This window comes from Streptomyces sp. B93 (genome assembly GCF_018070565.1).
In the GTDB taxonomy this organism is placed as follows: Bacteria; Actinomycetota; Actinomycetes; order Streptomycetales; family Streptomycetaceae; genus Streptomyces.
The window spans coordinates 147500-164402 of record NZ_JAGPXL010000002.1 but is presented as its reverse complement, the minus strand read 5'-3'; the positions used below and the strand labels follow the sequence as shown (position 1 = coordinate 164402).

The following is a 16903-nucleotide window of genomic DNA, read 5'->3' as shown; positions in this document are numbered from 1 at the left end:
GGGCCTTCGTGCTTCCAGGGTGGGGGCATGAGCATTACGTTTCTGCTGACCACGTTGGTCGTCGTCGTCACGCCCGGGACCGGGCTCGTCTACACGCTGGCCGCCGGGCTGGCCCGGGGGCGGGCCGCCTCCGTCTGGGCGGCGGTGGGGTGCACGCTGGCGATCGTGCCGCATGTGCTGGCCACCGTGACCGGGCTGGCCGCGCTGCTGCACGCCAGCGCGACCGCGTTCCAGGTCCTCAAGTACGCCGGTGTGGCCTATCTGCTCTACATGGCCTGGGCGATGGTGCGGGACCGGGAGGCGCTCGGGATCGACGAGGGCGCCGCGCCCGCCTCCGTCCGCCGGGTGGTCGTCCGGGCCGTGCTGATCAATCTCCTCAATCCGAAGGTGACGATCTTCTTCCTCGCCTTCCTGCCACAGTTCGTCAGCCCGGGGGAGCCGCGGGCCGCGGCCCGGATGCTGATGCTGGGCGGTGTCTTCATGCTGGTCACCTTCGTGGTCTTCGCGGTGTTCGGCGTGCTGGCGGCGGCCGTGCGCAGTCATGTGATCTCCCGGCCGCGGGTGCTGACGTGGCTGCGGCGCGGGTTCGCGGCGTCGTTCGTGGTGCTGGGGGCGCGGCTGGCGCTGGAGGGGTGAGACGGCAACCGGGATGACAGCTGACAGATATTGAAATCTGTCAGCTGTCATGCGAGAGTGGAGGCATGACCACAGACACCCGACCCCTCGGCACGACCGGCCCCCACGTCTTCCCGCTCGGCCTCGGCTGCATGGGCATGTCCGGGATGTACGGAGACGCCGACCGGCCCGAGTCCCTCGCCACCATCCACGCCGCCCTGGAAGCGGGCGTCACCCTCCTCGACACCGGCGACTTCTACGGCATGGGCCACAACGAACTGCTCATCCGCGAGGCCCTGCGCACCGCGCCCCCCGCCCGCCGCGAACAGGCGTTGATCAGCGTCAAGTTCGGCGCGCTGCGCGGCCCCGACGGCAGCTGGCTGGGCTACGACGCGCGCCCGGCCGCGGTGAAGAACTTCGCCGCGCACTCCCTCCAGCGCCTGGGCGTCGACCACATCGACGTCCTGCGGCCCTCCCGCCTCGACCCGCAGGTGCCCATCGAGGAGACCGTCGGCGCCATCGCCGAACTGGTCGAGCAGGGCTACGTACGGCACATCGGGCTGAGTGAGGTCGGCGCGGACACCATCCGCCGGGCCGCGGCGACCGCGCCGATCTCCGACCTCCAGATCGAGTACTCCCTGATCAGCCGGGGCATCGAGGAGGAGATCCTGCCGACCGTCCGTGAACTCGGCATCGGGATCACGGCGTACGGCGTGCTCTCGCGCGGGCTGATCTCCGGCCACTTCAGCGCGGACCGGCAGCTCGCCGCCGCCGACTTCCGTGCCTTCTCGCCCCGCTTCCAGGGCGACAACCTCACCCACAACCTCGCCCTCGTCGAGGCGCTGCGGAAGACCGCCGAGCAGAAGGGCGTCTCCGTCGCGCAGATCGCCATCGCCTGGGTGCTCGGCCGTGGCACGGACATCGTGCCGCTGGTCGGCGCCCGCTCCCGGGAGCGGCTGGCCGAGGCGCTGGGCGCGCTGGACGTCACGCTGGACGCGGCGGACCTGCGGGCCGTCGAGGAGGCCGTCCCGGCGGACGCGGCGGCGGGCGACCGCTACCCGGCCCCGCAGATGGCACAGCTCGACAGCGAACGCTGACCATGGCTGCGGGTACGGTCTGACCCATGGCACCGACCGAGACCCTGACCGCCGAGCGCATCCTCGAAGCGACCGAGGAGGTGCTGCGCCGCCACGGCCCGGCCAAGGCCACCGTGGTCGACGTGGCCCGTGCGCTCGGCGTCAGCCACGGCAGCGTCTACCGGCACTTCCGCACCAAGGCGGCGCTGCGCGAGGCGGTGACCAAGCGGTGGCTGGACCGCACCTCCGACGCCCTCACCGGCCTGGTCACCGAGACGGACCGCGATCCCGGTGCCCGGCTGCGGGACTGGCTGCGCACCCTCTTCGAGGCCAAGCGCCGCAAGGCGGGCGACGACCCCGAGCTGTTCGCCACGTACAAGGTGCTCACCGGTGAGAACGGCGCGATGGTCAACGCCCACCTCGACGAGCTGACCGGCCAGCTCACCCGGATCATCGAGGACGGCGTGACGGACGGCACCTTCACCGTCACCGACCCCCCGACCACGGCCCGCGCGATCTTCGACGCCACCCAGCTCTTCCACAACCCCGCCCACGCCCAGCAGTGGACCGAACCGGACATCGAGACGGAGTTCGAGGCACTGGTGGAGCTGCTGATGCGGGGGCTGCGGGCCTGACGTCCCCGGGTGCCGAGCGCTGCCCCCGGCCCGTCCTGCCCCCGGCCCGTCCTACCCCCGCCCCGGGTCCACCGTCGCCTGGTGTTCCGCGGCCAGGTGTTCCTCCGCCTTCAGCCAGGGCAGGAACTGCGCGCCCTGCCGCCAGCCGCAGGTGTCGCACCTGATGGTGCGCTGTATCCCCCGGCGGTGCACCCGCACCACATGCTCACGCCCGTGCTGGTCCCAGCGGCTGACCTTGCTCGTGCTCGTCGTCGGCATGCAGCAGAGTGTGCAGCAATCCCAACATCAACAGGGGCCGCCCGCCGCCGCTCCGGCGGCCCGCGCCCGGCATCCCCTCCCGTACGTGACAATGGAGGAATGTCCACGACCGCCACGCCGCTCCGGATCGGCCCGCACGCCGTCACCCCGCCCGTCGTCCTCGCCCCCATGGCGGGGATCACCAACGCGCCCTTCCGCACCCTGTGCAGGGAGTTCAGTGGCGGCAAGGGGCTGTTCGTCAGCGAGATGATCACGACCCGGGCGCTGGTGGAGCGCAACGAGAAGACCATGCAGCTGGTCCACTTCGACGCCGGCGAGAAGCCCCGCTCCATCCAGCTGTACGGCGTGGACCCGGCGACCGTCGGCAAGGCCGTCCGCATGATCGCGGAGGAGGACCTCGCCGACCACATCGACCTCAACTTCGGCTGCCCGGTCCCGAAGGTGACCCGCAAGGGCGGCGGCTCGGCGCTGCCGTACAAGCGCAACCTGCTGCGGGCCATCCTGCGCGAGGCCGTCAGCGGCGCCGGTGACCTGCCCGTCACCATGAAAATGCGCATCGGCATCGACGACGACCACGTGACGTATCTCGACGCCGGACGGATCGCCGTCGAGGAGGGCGTCACCGCGATCGCCCTGCACGGCCGCACCGCCGCCCAGCACTACGGCGGCACCGCCGACTGGAGCGCCATCGCCCGGCTCAAGGAGCACGTCCCGGAGATCCCGGTGCTCGGCAACGGCGACATCTGGTCCGCCGAGGACGCGGTGCGGATGGTGCGGGAGACCGCGTGCGACGGTGTCGTGGTCGGGCGCGGCTGCCTGGGGCGGCCCTGGCTGTTCGCGGACCTGGTGGCCGCGTTCGAGGGGCGGGAGGCCGACATCGCCCGTCCCACCCTGCGTGAGGTCGCGGACGTCATGGTCCGGCACGCCACCCTGCTCGGGGAGTGGATCGGCGACGAGTCGCGGGGCGTCATCGACTTCCGCAAGCACGTCGCCTGGTACCTGAAGGGCTTCGCGGTCGGCTCCGAGATGCGCAAGCGGCTCGCGATCACCTCCTCGCTGGCGGAGCTGCGCGCCGGGCTCGACGAACTCGACCTCGACCAGCCGTGGCCGGCCGGCGCCGACGGGCCACGCGGCCGTACCTCCGGCAACAACCGCGTCGTCCTGCCCGACGGCTGGCTGAAGGACCCCTACGACTGCGCGGGCGTCGGCGAGGACGCCGAACTGGACACCTCCGGCGGCTGACCGGTCACTTCCCGGACGGGTGCGGCGTGGAGCCGTACGCCGTCAGGAAGCGGTCGCGGAAGGTGTCCATCTTCCACACGGGGGTGTCCGCGACGGGCCTGAGGCCGTCCGCCCAGTTCCAGTCGGCGATCTTCTCCAGCACCTCGGGGTCCTTCGCGACGATCGACACCGGTACGTCACGGCTGGCGTTGTCGCCGCTGACCCGGGGGATGGGCTGGTGGTCGCCGAGGAAGACCAGGACGGTGTCCTCGCCGCCGTAGCGCTCCAGCCACTCGGTGAGACTGGTCACCGAGTACGCGACCGACTTGCCGTACTCCTCCTTGGAGCGGTCGGAGTCCGGGACGACCTCCTTGGGGTCGGCGCCCGCCTTCTCGATGCCCTCGAAGATCCGGCCGTCGCCCAGCTCGTCCCAGCCGACCATGCTCGGGACGGGCGCCCAGGGCTGGTGGCTGGAGGTGAGGATGATCTCCGCCATCAGGGGCTTGTCGTGTTCCTTGCCGTGCTCAAGGCGCTGGAACGCCTCCAGGGCGTACTGGTCCGGCATCGTCGACCAGCTGAACTTCGGGCCCTCGTAGCCGAGGCGGAACGCGTCGTAGACGTGGTCGAGGCCGAAGAACCTCGACTCCGGCCAGCCCTTCTGCACCCCCGGCACGATGCCGACCGTGCGCCAGTCGCCCGTCTTCTGGAAGACCTTGGTGAGGGTGAGGTGGTCGCTCGACGTCACCGTGCGGTACCGCTGCTGGTTGTCGATCCACAGGCCGGACAGGAACGTGGAGTGGCCCAGCCAGCTGCTGCCGCCGTACGTCGCCGACGTCAGCCAGCCGCTCTTCGCGTGGAAGCCCGCCTTCTCCAGGGCCTCGTTCCGCGCGTCCAGCGTGCTGGTCACGCCCGGTGCGATCAGCGGGTCCTCCAGGGCGCTGCGGCCGTAGCTCTCGATGAACGTGAACAGCATGTCCTTGCCGCGCAGATCGGGCACCAGCTGAGCGGGCGGGGTCGCCCCGAAGACGTCCTGGCCGGCCTCCTTCGCGAACGCCGCCTCGTCCCGCAGGGTCGCCTTCACCCGCCGCGTCTGCGCCGTCAGCGTGTCCGCGCCCCGGTCGGCGGCCAGCGGCACTCCGGCGATCTGGAGGCCGAGGGTGGAGCAGGTGATCCAGACCGTGCCCGCGATCAGCGTGCCCTTCGTCGCCACCGTCCGGTGCCGCGCCAGCAGTTCACCGAGCCGCAGCGTCGCCAGCACCAGCGCCGCGAAGAGCAGCAGCAGCGCGACCACGATGCCGACCGTCGCGGCCGTGGTCGCCGCGCCGCCCATCGTGTCCTTCTGGTACGACCGCGCGTCGTCCAGCAACTCCCAGTCCAGGACGATGTTGAAGCCCCGGCCCAGGTATTCCTTGAAGCCGATGTCCAGCAGGTTCAGGGTCGTCAGCGCGCCCAGCGCGACCCCGGTCGGCACCGCCACCGCCGTACGCCACCGGCGGCCGGGCAGCGCCAGCAGCACCGCCGCGCCGACGATCGCCTCCGCCGGGAGGCGCAGGAACTGGGCGGGACGCACGGTGTTGGGCCCGTTCGGCAGCAGCAGGGCGCCCAGCACCAGGACCGCGCACAGGACGGTCAGGGACACCCGCAGGACGCGGACGGCCGTCGGGTGCGCGGCGCGCCAGGCACGGACCCGGCCCGTCAGCCACGCCCGCTTCCCCGCGGGCGACGGGGTGTCCGAGGCGTCCGGGGCGTGCTCGCCGTCCGCCTCCGTCGTCGTGTCGGGCGCGTCCTGAGGGGTGTGACGCGAGCGCGTGAAGACAGGCACCCGAAGGTCCTTCCGTGCGTAGCCGGTCCGCCACCATCCCGTACGGTCCGGCGGGGCCCCGCGTTCACCGCGCCCGCCCCCTCTTCAAGCGCCTCCCACCGCGGTCAGCAGCGCCAGCGGCGCCGCGGCCGACCGGGACTCCCGCACGCACGCGTGCGGATACGGCACCGGCTCCGCGTGCGTGTCCCGGCCGTACCCGGCGAGCACCTCGGGCAGCCGGTGCCCGGTCGCGGTCGCCGCGTCCACCAGGGCGTGCGCGACCGTGCGGGCCTCGTCGTGCAGGCCGTAGCGGGAAAGACCCAGCGTGATCAGCGCGTTGTCGTGCGGCCACACCGAACCTCGGTGGTACGACAGCGGATGGTACGCGGGCTGCCCGGCGGCCAGCGTGCGCACGCCCCAGCCGGAGAAGAAGTCCGGCTCCAGCAGGCGCCGCCCGACCAGTTCCCCGTACTCCTTGTCGAGCAGCCCCGACCACAGCAGGTGCCCGGCGTCCGAGGCGAGCGCGTCGACCTGGCGGCCGTCCCCGTCCAGGGCGAGCGCCGGGAAGGAGCGCTCCGGCATCCAGAAGTCCTGCTGGAAACGGTCCCGGAGGTCACCGGCGGCCTGCTCCAGCAGCGCCCCGTACGTCTCGTCGTCCCACACCGTGCGGGCCAGCCACGCCGTGCGGCGCAGCGCGTCGTACGCGTAGCCCTGGGCCCCCGCCGCCATCACCGGCCCGCTCGGCCTGCTTCCATCGGCCGAGCAGATGGCGCCGGGGGAGTCCTTCCAGTTCTGGTTGGCGAGTCCGCCCTGGTCGGCGCGGTACACGAGATAGCCGCGCGAGGTCAGTCCGCCGTGGTCCAGCATCCAGCCGACGGCCGCGCGGGCGTGCGGCTGGAGCCGGCGGGCGAGGTGGGTGTCGCCGGTCTGCTCGACGTACGCGCCGAGCAGCACGAGGAAGAGGGGCGTCGCGTCGACCGAGCCGTAGTAACGGCCGTACGGCACCTGCCCGAAGTGGGCCAGCTCGCCGTGCCGCACCTCGTGCACGATCTTGCCGGGCTGGGCGACCGAGCCCACCTCGGTGCCGGTCGCCTGGGCCGCGGCGAGCGCGGGCAGGGTGGCGGCGGCCAGACCCGGCCGGTAGGGCAGCGCGAAGAGGGACGTCAGCAGGGCGTCCCGGCCCAGCAGGGTGAGGAACCAGGGCGCTCCGGCGGCCGGGACGCGCAGCTCCTCGCCGTCCGGGCCGGTGGCCGGGACCTGGAGGGCGGCGAGGTCGGCGAGCCCGCGCGCACAGGCCGCCGCCAGCTCCGGCCAGCCGGTCGGGAAGGCGACGCCCTCGACGAACTCGCCCTCCCGGGCGAGCAGTTGTCCGTTGACGGCGGCGGGCGAGCGGGGCACCCGCAGCGCCCGCTTCTCGCCGTGCGGCCGGGCGATCACCCGCAGCACCAGCTCGGCCGTGCCGTGCGGCTCCAGCTCCAGCGTCCACACCAGTCGGCGGGCGCCGGTGCCGGTCTCCTCCACGCCGTCGGGCGCGGGGTCGGACGTCACCGTCGTACGGGACTCCCATTCGCCGCGCCGGTAGGTGAACTCCACGCCGTCGTCGAGGACCTGGCGGCGGCGGACGGCGCCGGTCTTGGCGTAGGTGCGGTGGTCGGAGCGGAGTTCGAACTGGTCGGTGAAGTCGGCGTCGACGGTGAGCGCGAGCCGGACCGTGGTGGGCACCGGCCGGTTGCCGCTGACCCGTACCAACTCCACGAACGAGCCGTCGCCGACGGCCTGTTCCCGGAAGAGCGTGTACGCGGGCGGCTCCTGGCGTCCGCCGCGCGGTACGAGCACACAGCGGGCGGTGTCCCCGTCGGCGACCGGGGTCAGCGCCTCCGGCACCGCGCCGTCGACGGTGAGCTGCCAGCGGCTCAGATGCCGCGCGTCCCGCACGAACAGGCCGTCCGGCAGCCCGTCGGCGGCGCTGGCGCCGCGCACTCCGCTGATGTCCCCGCGGTCGCCCACGGCGGCGAACGTCCCGCCGTACACGAGCAGATGATGCCGGTCCGTCATCCCCGGTCCCCTCCCTTGAACGCCGTGGCTGTGCCCTTGTCCCAGGCGGGCTGGTCGTGCAGCAGATCGAGGGCGAGTGCCGCGGTCCAGCCGAAGTCGGTGGTGCCGCAGGCCTCGCCGGTGTACGGGTCGACGTACTCCGCGAAACCGGAGGCGTCGGCGGTGTGCAGGATCGCCCGGCGCAGGGCGTCCGCGCGGCCCCGCTCGCCGTGCAGCCGCAGCCCGCGCTCCAGCAGCCAGCCGGTGTTGAACCAGGCCGGGCCGCGCCAGTAGCGGTGCGGGTCGAAGGCCTCGCCGCGCAGGTCGTAGCTGGGCACGAGGCGGGTGGTGGAGCCGAGCCCGAAGTGCGGGCCGCACATCGTGCGCACGAGCGTGGTGGCGATGTCGCGCGGGAGCGTCGGCAGCAGCAACGGCACCAGGCCGGAGACGCCGCGCTCGGGGATCAGTTCACCGCCGGCCACGTCCCGGCACAGGAACATCCCGCGCGCCGGGTCCCACAGCCGGTCCACGAGCGCCGCCGTCAGCCGTTCCGCGCGGGCGTGGCGGGCGGTGCCGGTGGCGCCCAGTTCGCGGGCGATGCGGGCGAGGGCGTGCTCGGAGGCGATGAGGAGGGCGTTGAAGGCGGGGTCCTCGACGGCGAAGGCGTTGGGGCCGGTCGGGCCGCTCGGCGCGGGCCGTCCGTCGTCGTACCCCCGGTCCCGGTAGTCCGTCGCCAGTCGTACGTACCGTCCGTAGTCCAGGTCCGTCGGCCGGTCCTCGGGGGCGCCGTGGTCGAGGTCGGCGCGGCGGAAGGAGCGGGCCGGGGCGGGGGTGATCCGGGCGAGCGGGGCGTCCCAGCAGGGGCTGTTGTCCATGCCCTGTTCCCAGGGGTGGACGACGGAGGCCAGGGAGCCGCCGCCCAGGTCGCGCCGGTGCAGCAGATAGCGGTGCCACGCGGCGAGCCGGGGATACACCGTGGACAGGAAGCCGCGCGCCCGGGACAGCCCCGGGTCGGCGAGGTGCACCAGCCAGGCCGCCAGCGCGTGCACGGGTGGCTGCACGATTCCGGAGGTCTGTACGGTGCGCGGGGCGCCCGCAGCGCGCCCCGCGGTCGAGGAGCGCCAGAAGTCGGGGCTCGGGAAGTAGGCGTCGAGGGGGACGGAGGGGTTGAAGACGATGTGCGGGACGCGTCCGTCGCCCCACTGCGCCGCCAGCAGCGTCTCCAGTTCCGTCTGGGCCCGTAACGGCGACAGGTGCCTCAGGCCGATCGCGATGAACGCGGAGTCCCAGGACCACTGGTGGGGGTACAGCCCGCGCGAGGGGACGGTGGACGTTCCGGTCCAGTTGCCCTCCAGCACCCGGGCCGCCCTGAGGTGCAGGGAGTCGGCCTCGGTGCCCGGATCGTATGCAACGGCGCGTTCCATGGGCCGGGCGACGAGTTGTGCTGGACGATCCACTCGGGGCTCCCCGAAGACATGTACGGCCGGTCGGTTCGGCAGCGGCTACCGTAGGGTTACGTCTATTTAACACGCAAAACTCAATATGTAATGCAAGCTTGAGAAACACAAGGGGGTGCGCGGATGTCCGTACGGAGTACTCGTGGCGCTCGAGGTCAGGGCAGTTCAGGCGAGCTGCTCGAACTGGTGCGCAGTGGGCGCGCCACCACGCGCGGCGCGCTCCAGCAGGCCACCGGTCTGTCCCGGGCCACCGTCGGCCAGCGCCTGGACCGTCTCTTCCGCGCGGGCTGGCTGCGCGAGGGCGCGGGCGGCCCGGTCGGCTCACCGCTCGGCGGACGCCCCTCGATCACCCTGGAGTTCGACGACGAGCACGCGGTCGTCCTCGCCGCCGACCTGGACACCCGCCACGCCCGCGCGGCCGTGCTGACCCTGACCGGCGAGATCCTCGCCGAGCACGGCGGCACGCTGGTCATCGAGGACGGCCCGGAAACCGTCCTCGGTGAACTGGGCCGCTGGTTCGCCGAGTTGCTGGAGAAGGCGGGTCATGAGCCGCGGGAGGTCTGCGGCATCGGCCTCGCGGTGCCGGGCCCGGTGGACAGCGACACCGGCCGGGTCGTCCAGCCGCCGATCATGCCCGGCTGGGACGGCTACGACATCCGCGGCCGCCTGGCCCGCGCCTTCACGGAACACACGGGCGCCGCGCCCGTCCCGGTCCTGGTCGACAACGACGCCAACCTGATGGCGTACGGCGAACAGCGCACCGGCCACCCCGACTGCTCGGCGTTCGTGCTGGTGAAGGTCTCCACCGGTATCGGTGCCGGGGTGGTGGTCGACGGCTCGGTCTACCGCGGCATCGACGGCGGCGCCGGGGACATCGGGCACATCCGGGTGCCGCAGGGCGCGGAGGCGCTGTGCCGCTGCGGGTCGTACGGCTGTCTGGCGGCCGTCGCCAGCGGCGGTGCCGTGGCCCGTCGGCTGGCCGCCGCGGGCGTCCCGGCGGCGTCCGGCTCGGACGTGCGGGACCTGCTGGCGTCCGGGCATCCGGAGGCGGTGGGGCTCGCGCGGGAGGCGGGGCGCCGGGTCGGGGACGTGCTGGCGACGGTGGTGACGCTGCTGAACCCGGGGGTGCTGATGATCGCCGGGGATCTGGCCGGAACGGCGTTCGTGACGGGCGTACGGGAGTTGCTGTACCAGCGGGCGCTGTCGCGGTCCACCGCTCGTCTGGAGGTGGTGACCTCGCGGCTGGGGGAGCGGGCGGGGCTGGTGGGCGCGGGGGCGCTGGTCGTGGAGCATCTGTACGCGCCGGAGCGGGTGGAGGAGCGGTTGCGGGCCATGGGTGTGTGACGTCGGTGTTTCCGGCGGGGGAGGCGTCCGCGGGGCCGTCCGCATGGTGAAATCCCGGCGGGTGTGGCAGCGTGATTCTCGCCACCCCTGATAAGGGTTGCGCTCAGATGAGCGATTCATGAGCGGCTGCACTTCTCCAAGGGGTGGCACTGAGTGCCACCCCTTGATCATTCATCGATCGAAATCATACGTGTGGAACAGTGCTCATCTGAGCGAGATTCGGGGTCTACGGGAGTTGACGCGTTCAAGAAGTGAAAACAAGGACTCGCGACGGCTTACCAAGCCTTGACTTTCGATCCGGTGGCGGACGACTGGTTACGGGCGCATGACGCACGAGTGGACGTACCCAGGCGCCTTCGATCTGGGTATGTTCCTCGCCGTCAGGGCAGCCACCGCGTCCTCGAGGAGTCGAGACCCGTGTCGGAAAACAAAGATCTTCAGGGAGTCGATCCCGGTGCCAGCGTTGAGGGCGTGAAGTTCGTCTACGACTTCACCGAGGGCAACAAGGACCTCAAGGACCTGCTCGGCGGCAAGGGCGCCAACCTCGCCGAGATGACCAACCTGGGGCTCCCCGTCCCGCCCGGCTTCACCATCACCACCGAGGCCTGCAAGGTCTACCTGGACAGCGGTGAGGAGCCCGCGGCACTGCGTGACGAGGTGAGTGCGCACCTCGACGCGCTGGAGCAGCGCATGGGCAAGAAGCTGGGCCAGCCCGACAACCCCCTGCTGGTCTCCGTCCGCTCCGGCGCCAAGTTCTCCATGCCCGGCATGATGGACACGGTCCTCAACATCGGCCTCTCCGACAAGTCGGTCCAGGGCCTGGCCAAGCAGGCGGGCGACGACCGGTTCGCGTGGGACTCCTACCGCCGCCTCATCCAGATGTTCGGCAAGACCGTCCTCGGCGTCGACGGTGACCTCTTCGAGGAAGCCCTCGACAAGGCCAAGGAGGCCAAGAAGGTCACGGTCGACACCGAGCTGGAGGCCGCCGACCTGAAGAAACTGGTCACCGCCTTCAAGAAGATCGTGAAGAAGGAAGCCGGGCGGGACTTCCCGCAGGACCCGCGCGAGCAGATGGACCTCGCCATCAAGGCGGTCTTCGACTCCTGGAACGGCGACCGCGCCAAGCTCTACCGCCGCCAGGAGCGCATCCCGCACGACCTCGGCACGGCCGTCAACGTCTGCTCCATGGTCTTCGGCAACCTGGGCCCGGACTCCGGCACGGGTGTGGCCTTCACCCGCGACCCCGCCTCCGGCCACCAGGGCGTCTACGGCGACTACCTCCAGAACGCCCAGGGCGAGGACGTCGTCGCGGGCATCCGCAACACCGTCCCGCTCGCGGAGCTGGAGTCGATCGACAAGAAGTCGTACGACCAGCTGATGCAGATCATGGAGACGCTGGAGAACCACTACAAGGACCTGTGCGACATCGAGTTCACGATCGAGCGCGGTCAGCTGTGGATGCTCCAGACACGTGTCGGCAAGCGCACGGCGGGCGCGGCGTTCCGCATCGCCACGCAGCTCGTCGACCAGGGCCTGATCGACGAGGCGGAGGCGCTCCAGCGGGTGAACGGCGCCCAGCTGGCGCAGCTGATGTTCCCCCGCTTCGACGAGAACGCCAAGGTCGAGCAGGTCGGCCGGGGCATCGCGGCGTCGCCGGGCGCGGCGGTCGGCAAGGCGGTCTTCGACTCGTACACCGCGGTGAAGTGGTCCCGCTCGGGTGAGCAGGTCATCCTGATCCGCCGCGAGACGAACCCCGACGACCTCGACGGCATGATCGCGGCGGAGGGCATCCTGACGTCCCGGGGCGGCAAGACGTCCCACGCGGCCGTGGTGGCGCGGGGCATGGGCAAGACCTGCGTGTGCGGCGCGGAGGAGCTGGAGGTCGACACCAAGCGGCGTCGTATGACGGTCCCCGGCGGCCACGTGGTCGAGGAGGGCGACGTCATCTCGATCGACGGCTCGTCCGGCAAGGTCTACCTGGGCGAGGTGCCGGTGGTCCCGTCCCCGGTGGTCGAGTACTTCGAGGGCCGGATGCACGCGGGCGCGGACGACGCCGACGAGCTGGTGGAGGCGGTCCACCGGATCATGGCCTTCGCCGACCGCAAGCGCCGCCTGCGGGTACGCGCCAACGCGGACAACGCGGAGGACGCGCTGCGGGCGCGGCGCTTCGGCGCCCAGGGCATCGGCCTGTGCCGCACGGAGCACATGTTCCTCGGGGACCGGCGTGAGCTGGTGGAACGCCTGATCCTGGCGGACACGGAACAGGAGCGCGAGGAGTCCCTGAAGGAACTCCTCCCCCTCCAGAAGCGTGACTTCGTGGAGTTGTTCGAGGCGATGGACGGCCTGCCGGTCACGATCCGCCTCCTGGACCCCCCACTCCACGAGTTCCTGCCGGACATCACGGAACTGTCGGTCCGCGTCGCTCTGGCGGAGTCCCGCCAGGAGCCCCACGAGAACGAACTCCGCCTCCTCCAGGCGGTACACCGCCTGCACGAGCAGAACCCGATGCTGGGCCTGCGGGGCGTACGCCTGGGCCTGGTCATCCCCGGCCTGTTCACCATGCAGGTACGGGCGATCGCGGAGGCGGCGGCCGAGCGCAAGGCCGCGAAGGGCGACCCGCGCGCCGAGATCATGATCCCGCTCGTGGGCACGGTCCAGGAGCTGGAGATCGTCCGCGAGGAGGCCGACAAGGTCATCGCGGAGGTCGAATCGGCGACGGGCACGGAACTGAAGCTGTCGATCGGCACGATGATCGAACTCCCGCGCGCCGCCCTGACGGCGGGCCAGATCGCGGAGGCCGCCCAGTTCTTCAGCTTCGGCACGAACGACCTGACGCAGACGGTCTGGGGCTTCAGCCGCGACGACGTCGAGGCCTCCTTCTTCACGGCCTACCTGGAGAAGGGCATCTTCGGCGTCTCCCCGTTCGAGACGATCGACAAGGACGGCGTCGGCTCCCTGGTCGCCGCGGCGGCCAAGGCGGGCCGCGAGACCCGCCCCGACCTGAAGCTCGGCGTCTGCGGCGAGCACGGCGGCGACCCCGAGTCCGTCCACTTCTTCCACGAGGTCGGCCTGGACTACGTCTCCTGCTCCCCGTTCCGCATCCCCGTCGCCCGCCTGGAAGCGGGCCGCGCGGCAAGCCAGTCGGAGGGCAGCGACCACCGCTGACCCGGCCCGAGCCCCCGGGGCCGTCGCTTGTCACCCGACCCTCACCGATCAGCGACGGCTCCGGCCCACGAAAGGGGGGCGGCATCCTGTGCGGGGATGCCGCCCCCGTCGTGTCTCACGACGCGCTGTCAGTCGGCGACTTCGTCGAAGAGGGCGTCCGCCCGCTCGATGGTGACGGCCCGGACGAGGAGGTCGTCGAGGAGATCCAGGTCGGTGCAGGCGGTGACGCGCTCTCGTACGCTGTCGGGAACGCCGAGGCCGCGGGCTTCGAGGACGCGCAAAATGCCCTCGGCCCTGCCCTCGACCCTGCCCTTGGCTTCGCCTTCGAGAAAGGTCTCCTCAATCAGGGTGCCCCTGCCGGGAAAGTAGCTCGCGACCATCTTCTGTGCCGCTCTCCATGTGTCCCTGGCCGGAGTGTTCTCCAGCCCGACTTCCAGCAGTTCCGACCAGTAGCCGGCCGTCTCCTTGTCGAACGACCGCATGCCGCGGGCCAGCAGATGCAGTATGGCCTCAATGCCTCGGCTCTCACTGTGAACGATGGCACTGAACGTCGCCAGAGCGGGCTGCCGCGCCACCGCGGACTCGTCGGTGATCTCGGGAACGGATTCCGGCCCGAGCACGAACGGACGCGTGACCTGGCTCAGCCAGGGACCGACGCGGTTCTCGAAGGGGCCAGCCGCCCACTGTGCGGTGGACCGCTTGCGGCAGATGGCGACCAGCAGCACCGGGAGTTCGAACTTGGCGCTCGGATAGGCCATGTAGAACGGCCAGTTGAGTGCCTTGTCGTCAGCCCGGCTGGTCTGCGCCTCAATGGCGAGCAGAAAGCTGTCCCCGTCCGCCGGGTCGACCTTGAGCACTGGCGCCTCGAAGATGCGTGCGAGAACCTCCGGATGATCCTGGAAGACCCGGTGCGAGGTCTCGTGGGTGGATGTGACCCTGTGCACCACCCTGCTGATCCGAAGGGCGGCAAGTCCGTGAACGGGGAGTCGTTCACCCTTTCGGGCAGCGAAAACGTTCACGCCAACCGAAAGGGCGGCACCCCGTGAGGAGATGCCGCCCTTCTGTGTGCGGGGTTGTTCAGTGGGCGTCGCTGCGGCGCCTCGTGGCCAGGTAGAGGACGCCGCCGCCGGTCAGGAGGACGGCGGCGCCGCCGCCCGCGAGGTAGAGGGTCGTGCTGTCGCTGCCGGTCTCGGCGAGGTCGGTGCCTTCCTGGGCCGCGGCGTTGTCGTCCCCGGCGGGCTGGAAGCCGGACGGGGGCTGGTCGCAGCCGATGCCGTCGCCGTCGCGGTCGAGGTGCTCGCCGTAGTGCTCGTCCGTCTCCTTGATGTTGGCGTACCCGTTGTCGTACGCCTCGGTGCAGTTGCTGAACGGGTGGCTGCCCTCATGGGCGACGGCGGTGACGGGTACGGCGCCCAGCGCGAGGGCGGTCACGCCCACGGCGACGGACTTGCGGAACAGGTTCAGCTTCACAGGGAGCCCCCCAGCTTCGTACGGATGAGGTGACGAAGCTATGGGAGGGGCTGTCGGGGACTGCACCGAAATAAGGGACCCGTGATGCGAACGTGACGTGACCGGACGGTAGCTCTCCGTTCGTGGGTGAGGTCGGATCAGTAGCCGTAGTGGTTGGCCCAGTAGGTGCCCGCGCGAGCGAAGGCGGCCCGGGTGCCGGTCCCGGCTATGCCGTCGATGGCGCCGGTGTAACCCCAGTGCTTCTTCAACTGGCGTTGCAGTGCCTTGATGGTGTTCGGGCCGACGATGCCGTCGATGGCGCCCGTGTAGCCGTAGTAGTCACGCAGTTCACGCTGGATGGCCTTCCAGCTGGCCGTCCCCAGGTAGCCGTCGATGGCCCCGGGGTCGTAGCCGCTCATCCAGGACACCCGCTGGATGCCCTTGGCCTGCCTGACCGTCAGCCCGAGGTTCTCGACCGCCAGGACGGTGGCCGCCGGGCTGACGGCCGACGTGGTGTTCGTCGGGGCCGCGGTGGCGGTGGCGCTGGTTCCGGCGAGGGTGCCGACGGTGACCGCGGTGACGGCGACAGTGGCGGCGGCGCGGCGCACGTTTCTCGATGCGGACATGATCATGTCTCCTCAGCTGGGGCAATGGTGGCCCTCGCTCCGGATGTTCCGGGTGGCGAGGTGGCGCCAGCGTGCCTTCGGTGCGCCGAGGGGATCAACGATCCCGGGCGTCTCTGGGACGACTGGGACGTCTCTGGGACGGGCCCGGCGGCGACCTGCGCGGATGCGGGTCGCCACGGGACGTTTCGCCTAGAGCGGCACCGACACCCCCGTGAACGTCGTCTCCGGGGTCTGGGGGCTGGTGAAGCGGGCGTTGACCAGGTAGAGGCGGTTGGCGTAGCGGGCCGTGGTGGTGGGGACGTCGAAGCGGGGGTCCGTGATCGTGCGGGTGAGGGTCGCTGTCGTGCAGCGGTTGTTCAGGGTCCAGACGCTGATCAGGTTGAGGCGGTTCTGGACGACGTAGAGGGTGTTGGCGATGCGGAGGAGGCCGTCGCCGTTCACGACCGTGTCCGCGCCGCGCAGCTCCAGTTCCCTTGCCCTGCCCGTCCTGACGGACACCCGGTACAGCGTGCCCGGCGTGCTCTTGACCACCAGGAGGTCACGGCCGTCCGGGGTGGTGACGATGCCGTTCGCGTTGTTCACGTCCGGGAGCTGGTCCCAGTCGCCCGTCAAAGGGAGTGCGCGGACGGTGTCCCCGGGAGTGGTCGGGACGCCGTGGAGGACCGCGTTGCGGGAGTCCGTGAACCAGGCCCTGTCGCGGGTCAGGATCACGTCGTTGATGAAGCAGGGGGTCGCGGTCGTCAGGTGGTGGGTCCGGACCAGGTCACCTGTCGCCGCGTCCACCACCTTGGCCGTGCCGCCCGCGCCTCCGGCGACGTACAGCAGGCCGTCGTGGCTCAGTTTGAGGCCGATGGCCGCCGTCCCCGGGGCGCCCTCGTGGAGGGTGGTTCCGCGGCCCGTGCGCAGGTCCGTGCGGTGGATGGCGCCGTTGGCGCGGGAGCCCATGTAGGCGTACGGGCGGGCGCCGATGGTGATGCCCTCCGGGAGGAAGCCGTCGGGGAGGGGGAACTCCGTCGGCCAGCCCGCCGTCGCGCGGGAGTCGTCCGCGGCCTGGGCCGTCGTCGTCGCCGTCCCTGCCGCCATCGCCAGTGCGGCTGCCGCCGTGCCGCCCAGCAGGGTTCGGCGGGAGGGGTGGGGGGTTCGGCTGTTCGGCATGTCACGTGTCTCCGTCTCGGTCTGACAGACGTGCGGGGTCGGATGTGCCGTTCCGTGTCGATGGAAC

The 16903-nt window shown here is 71.3% G+C and carries 14 protein-coding genes; 6 read left to right on the top strand and 8 right to left on the bottom strand.

The features are described from left to right. Positions 1–27 precede the first annotated feature (27 nt). The 3 genes from KBY47_RS03065 (at position 28) to KBY47_RS03055 (ending at position 2326) form a co-directional block, all read left to right on the top strand. Entirely contained in the window at positions 28–636 is a 609-nt protein-coding gene (locus tag KBY47_RS03065; protein WP_210919288.1) for a LysE family translocator, read from the top strand. A 65-nt stretch (positions 637–701) separates the two neighbouring features. Next, positions 702–1712 carry an aldo/keto reductase gene (locus KBY47_RS03060; RefSeq protein ID WP_210919287.1) on the top strand — a complete coding sequence of 337 codons (1011 nt, stop codon included), beginning with the start codon at positions 702–704 and terminating at the stop codon, positions 1710–1712. Between the two features lie 26 nt (positions 1713–1738). Beyond that, entirely contained in the window at positions 1739–2326 is a 588-nt protein-coding gene (locus KBY47_RS03055; protein ID WP_210919286.1) for a TetR family transcriptional regulator, read from the top strand. 51 nt (positions 2327–2377) lie between these two features. Here the strand turns inward: KBY47_RS03055 and KBY47_RS03050 are convergent, their stop codons facing one another. After that, positions 2378–2584, bottom strand: coding sequence for a hypothetical protein (locus KBY47_RS03050; RefSeq protein WP_210919285.1), 207 nt, complete (start codon positions 2582–2584; stop codon positions 2378–2380). 99 nt (positions 2585–2683) lie between these two features. Between KBY47_RS03050 and dusB the strand changes: the two genes are divergently transcribed. Further along, on the top strand, positions 2684–3826 hold the full coding sequence (gene dusB, locus KBY47_RS03045; RefSeq protein WP_210919284.1) for a tRNA dihydrouridine synthase DusB: 1143 nt from the start codon (positions 2684–2686) through the stop codon (positions 3824–3826). 4 nt (positions 3827–3830) lie between these two features. On the opposite strand, the gene KBY47_RS03040 is transcribed toward dusB, so the two are convergent. The 3 genes from KBY47_RS03040 to KBY47_RS03030 all read right to left on the bottom strand — a co-directional run bounded on the left by KBY47_RS03040 (position 3831) and on the right by KBY47_RS03030 (position 9097). After that, complete coding sequence (locus KBY47_RS03040) at positions 3831–5627, bottom strand: CDP-alcohol phosphatidyltransferase (RefSeq protein ID WP_374103052.1); 1797 nt, start codon at positions 5625–5627, stop codon at positions 3831–3833. A gap of 84 nt (positions 5628–5711) precedes the next feature. Next, on the bottom strand, positions 5712–7661 hold the full coding sequence (locus tag KBY47_RS03035) for a glycogen debranching N-terminal domain-containing protein (protein WP_210919283.1): 1950 nt from the start codon (positions 7659–7661) through the stop codon (positions 5712–5714). After that, positions 7658–9097: a hypothetical protein gene (locus tag KBY47_RS03030; RefSeq protein ID WP_210919282.1), complete on the bottom strand. Its 1440-nt coding sequence runs from the start codon at positions 9095–9097 to the stop codon at positions 7658–7660. The genes KBY47_RS03035 and KBY47_RS03030 overlap by 4 nt, the downstream gene beginning before the upstream one ends. Before the next feature lie 123 nt (positions 9098–9220). On the opposite strand from KBY47_RS03030, the gene KBY47_RS03025 reads away from it, so the two are divergent. Next, complete coding sequence (locus KBY47_RS03025; protein WP_210919281.1) at positions 9221–10441, top strand: ROK family transcriptional regulator; 1221 nt, start codon at positions 9221–9223, stop codon at positions 10439–10441. A gap of 417 nt (positions 10442–10858) precedes the next feature. Then, on the top strand, positions 10859–13606 hold the full coding sequence (ppdK, locus tag KBY47_RS03020; protein WP_374103051.1) for a pyruvate, phosphate dikinase: 2748 nt from the start codon (positions 10859–10861) through the stop codon (positions 13604–13606). 128 nt (positions 13607–13734) lie between these two features. Here the strand turns inward: ppdK and KBY47_RS03015 are convergent, their stop codons facing one another. The 4 genes from KBY47_RS03015 to KBY47_RS03000 all read right to left on the bottom strand — a co-directional run bounded on the left by KBY47_RS03015 (position 13735) and on the right by KBY47_RS03000 (position 16836). Continuing rightward, positions 13735–14553, bottom strand: a complete 819-nt coding sequence (locus KBY47_RS03015) for a hypothetical protein (protein WP_247694136.1) — start codon at positions 14551–14553, stop codon at positions 13735–13737. Positions 14554–14683: 130 nt separating this feature from the next. Further along, positions 14684–15070, bottom strand: coding sequence for an excalibur calcium-binding domain-containing protein (locus tag KBY47_RS03010; RefSeq protein ID WP_210919417.1), 387 nt, complete (start codon positions 15068–15070; stop codon positions 14684–14686). A gap of 143 nt (positions 15071–15213) precedes the next feature. After that, the gene (locus KBY47_RS03005) at positions 15214–15681 is read right to left on the bottom strand and encodes a peptidoglycan-binding domain-containing protein (RefSeq protein WP_210919279.1); all 468 of its coding nucleotides are present in this window, start codon (positions 15679–15681) and stop codon (positions 15214–15216) included. A 189-nt stretch (positions 15682–15870) separates the two neighbouring features. Continuing rightward, the gene (locus tag KBY47_RS03000; RefSeq protein ID WP_210919278.1) at positions 15871–16836 is read right to left on the bottom strand and encodes an SMP-30/gluconolactonase/LRE family protein; all 966 of its coding nucleotides are present in this window, start codon (positions 16834–16836) and stop codon (positions 15871–15873) included. Between the last annotated feature and the right edge of the window lie 67 nt (positions 16837–16903).

What these genes read in the sequence shown, in the direction of transcription:
- KBY47_RS03065 (WP_210919288.1), top strand. Translation starts at nt 28, where the DNA reads ATGAGCATTACGTTTCTGCTGACCACGTTGGTCGTCGTCGTCACGCCC.
- KBY47_RS03060 (WP_210919287.1), top strand. Translation starts at nt 702, where the DNA reads ATGACCACAGACACCCGACCCCTCGGCACGACCGGCCCCCACGTCTTC.
- KBY47_RS03055 (WP_210919286.1), top strand. Translation starts at nt 1,739, where the DNA reads ATGGCACCGACCGAGACCCTGACCGCCGAGCGCATCCTCGAAGCGACC.
- KBY47_RS03050 (WP_210919285.1), bottom strand. Translation starts at nt 2,584, where the DNA reads ATGCCGACGACGAGCACGAGCAAGGTCAGCCGCTGGGACCAGCACGGG.
- dusB (WP_210919284.1), top strand. Translation starts at nt 2,684, where the DNA reads ATGTCCACGACCGCCACGCCGCTCCGGATCGGCCCGCACGCCGTCACC.
- KBY47_RS03035 (WP_210919283.1), bottom strand. Translation starts at nt 7,661, where the DNA reads ATGACGGACCGGCATCATCTGCTCGTGTACGGCGGGACGTTCGCCGCC.
- KBY47_RS03025 (WP_210919281.1), top strand. Translation starts at nt 9,221, where the DNA reads ATGTCCGTACGGAGTACTCGTGGCGCTCGAGGTCAGGGCAGTTCAGGC.
- KBY47_RS03005 (WP_210919279.1), bottom strand. Translation starts at nt 15,681, where the DNA reads ATGTCCGCATCGAGAAACGTGCGCCGCGCCGCCGCCACTGTCGCCGTC.
- KBY47_RS03000 (WP_210919278.1), bottom strand. Translation starts at nt 16,836, where the DNA reads ATGCCGAACAGCCGAACCCCCCACCCCTCCCGCCGAACCCTGCTGGGC.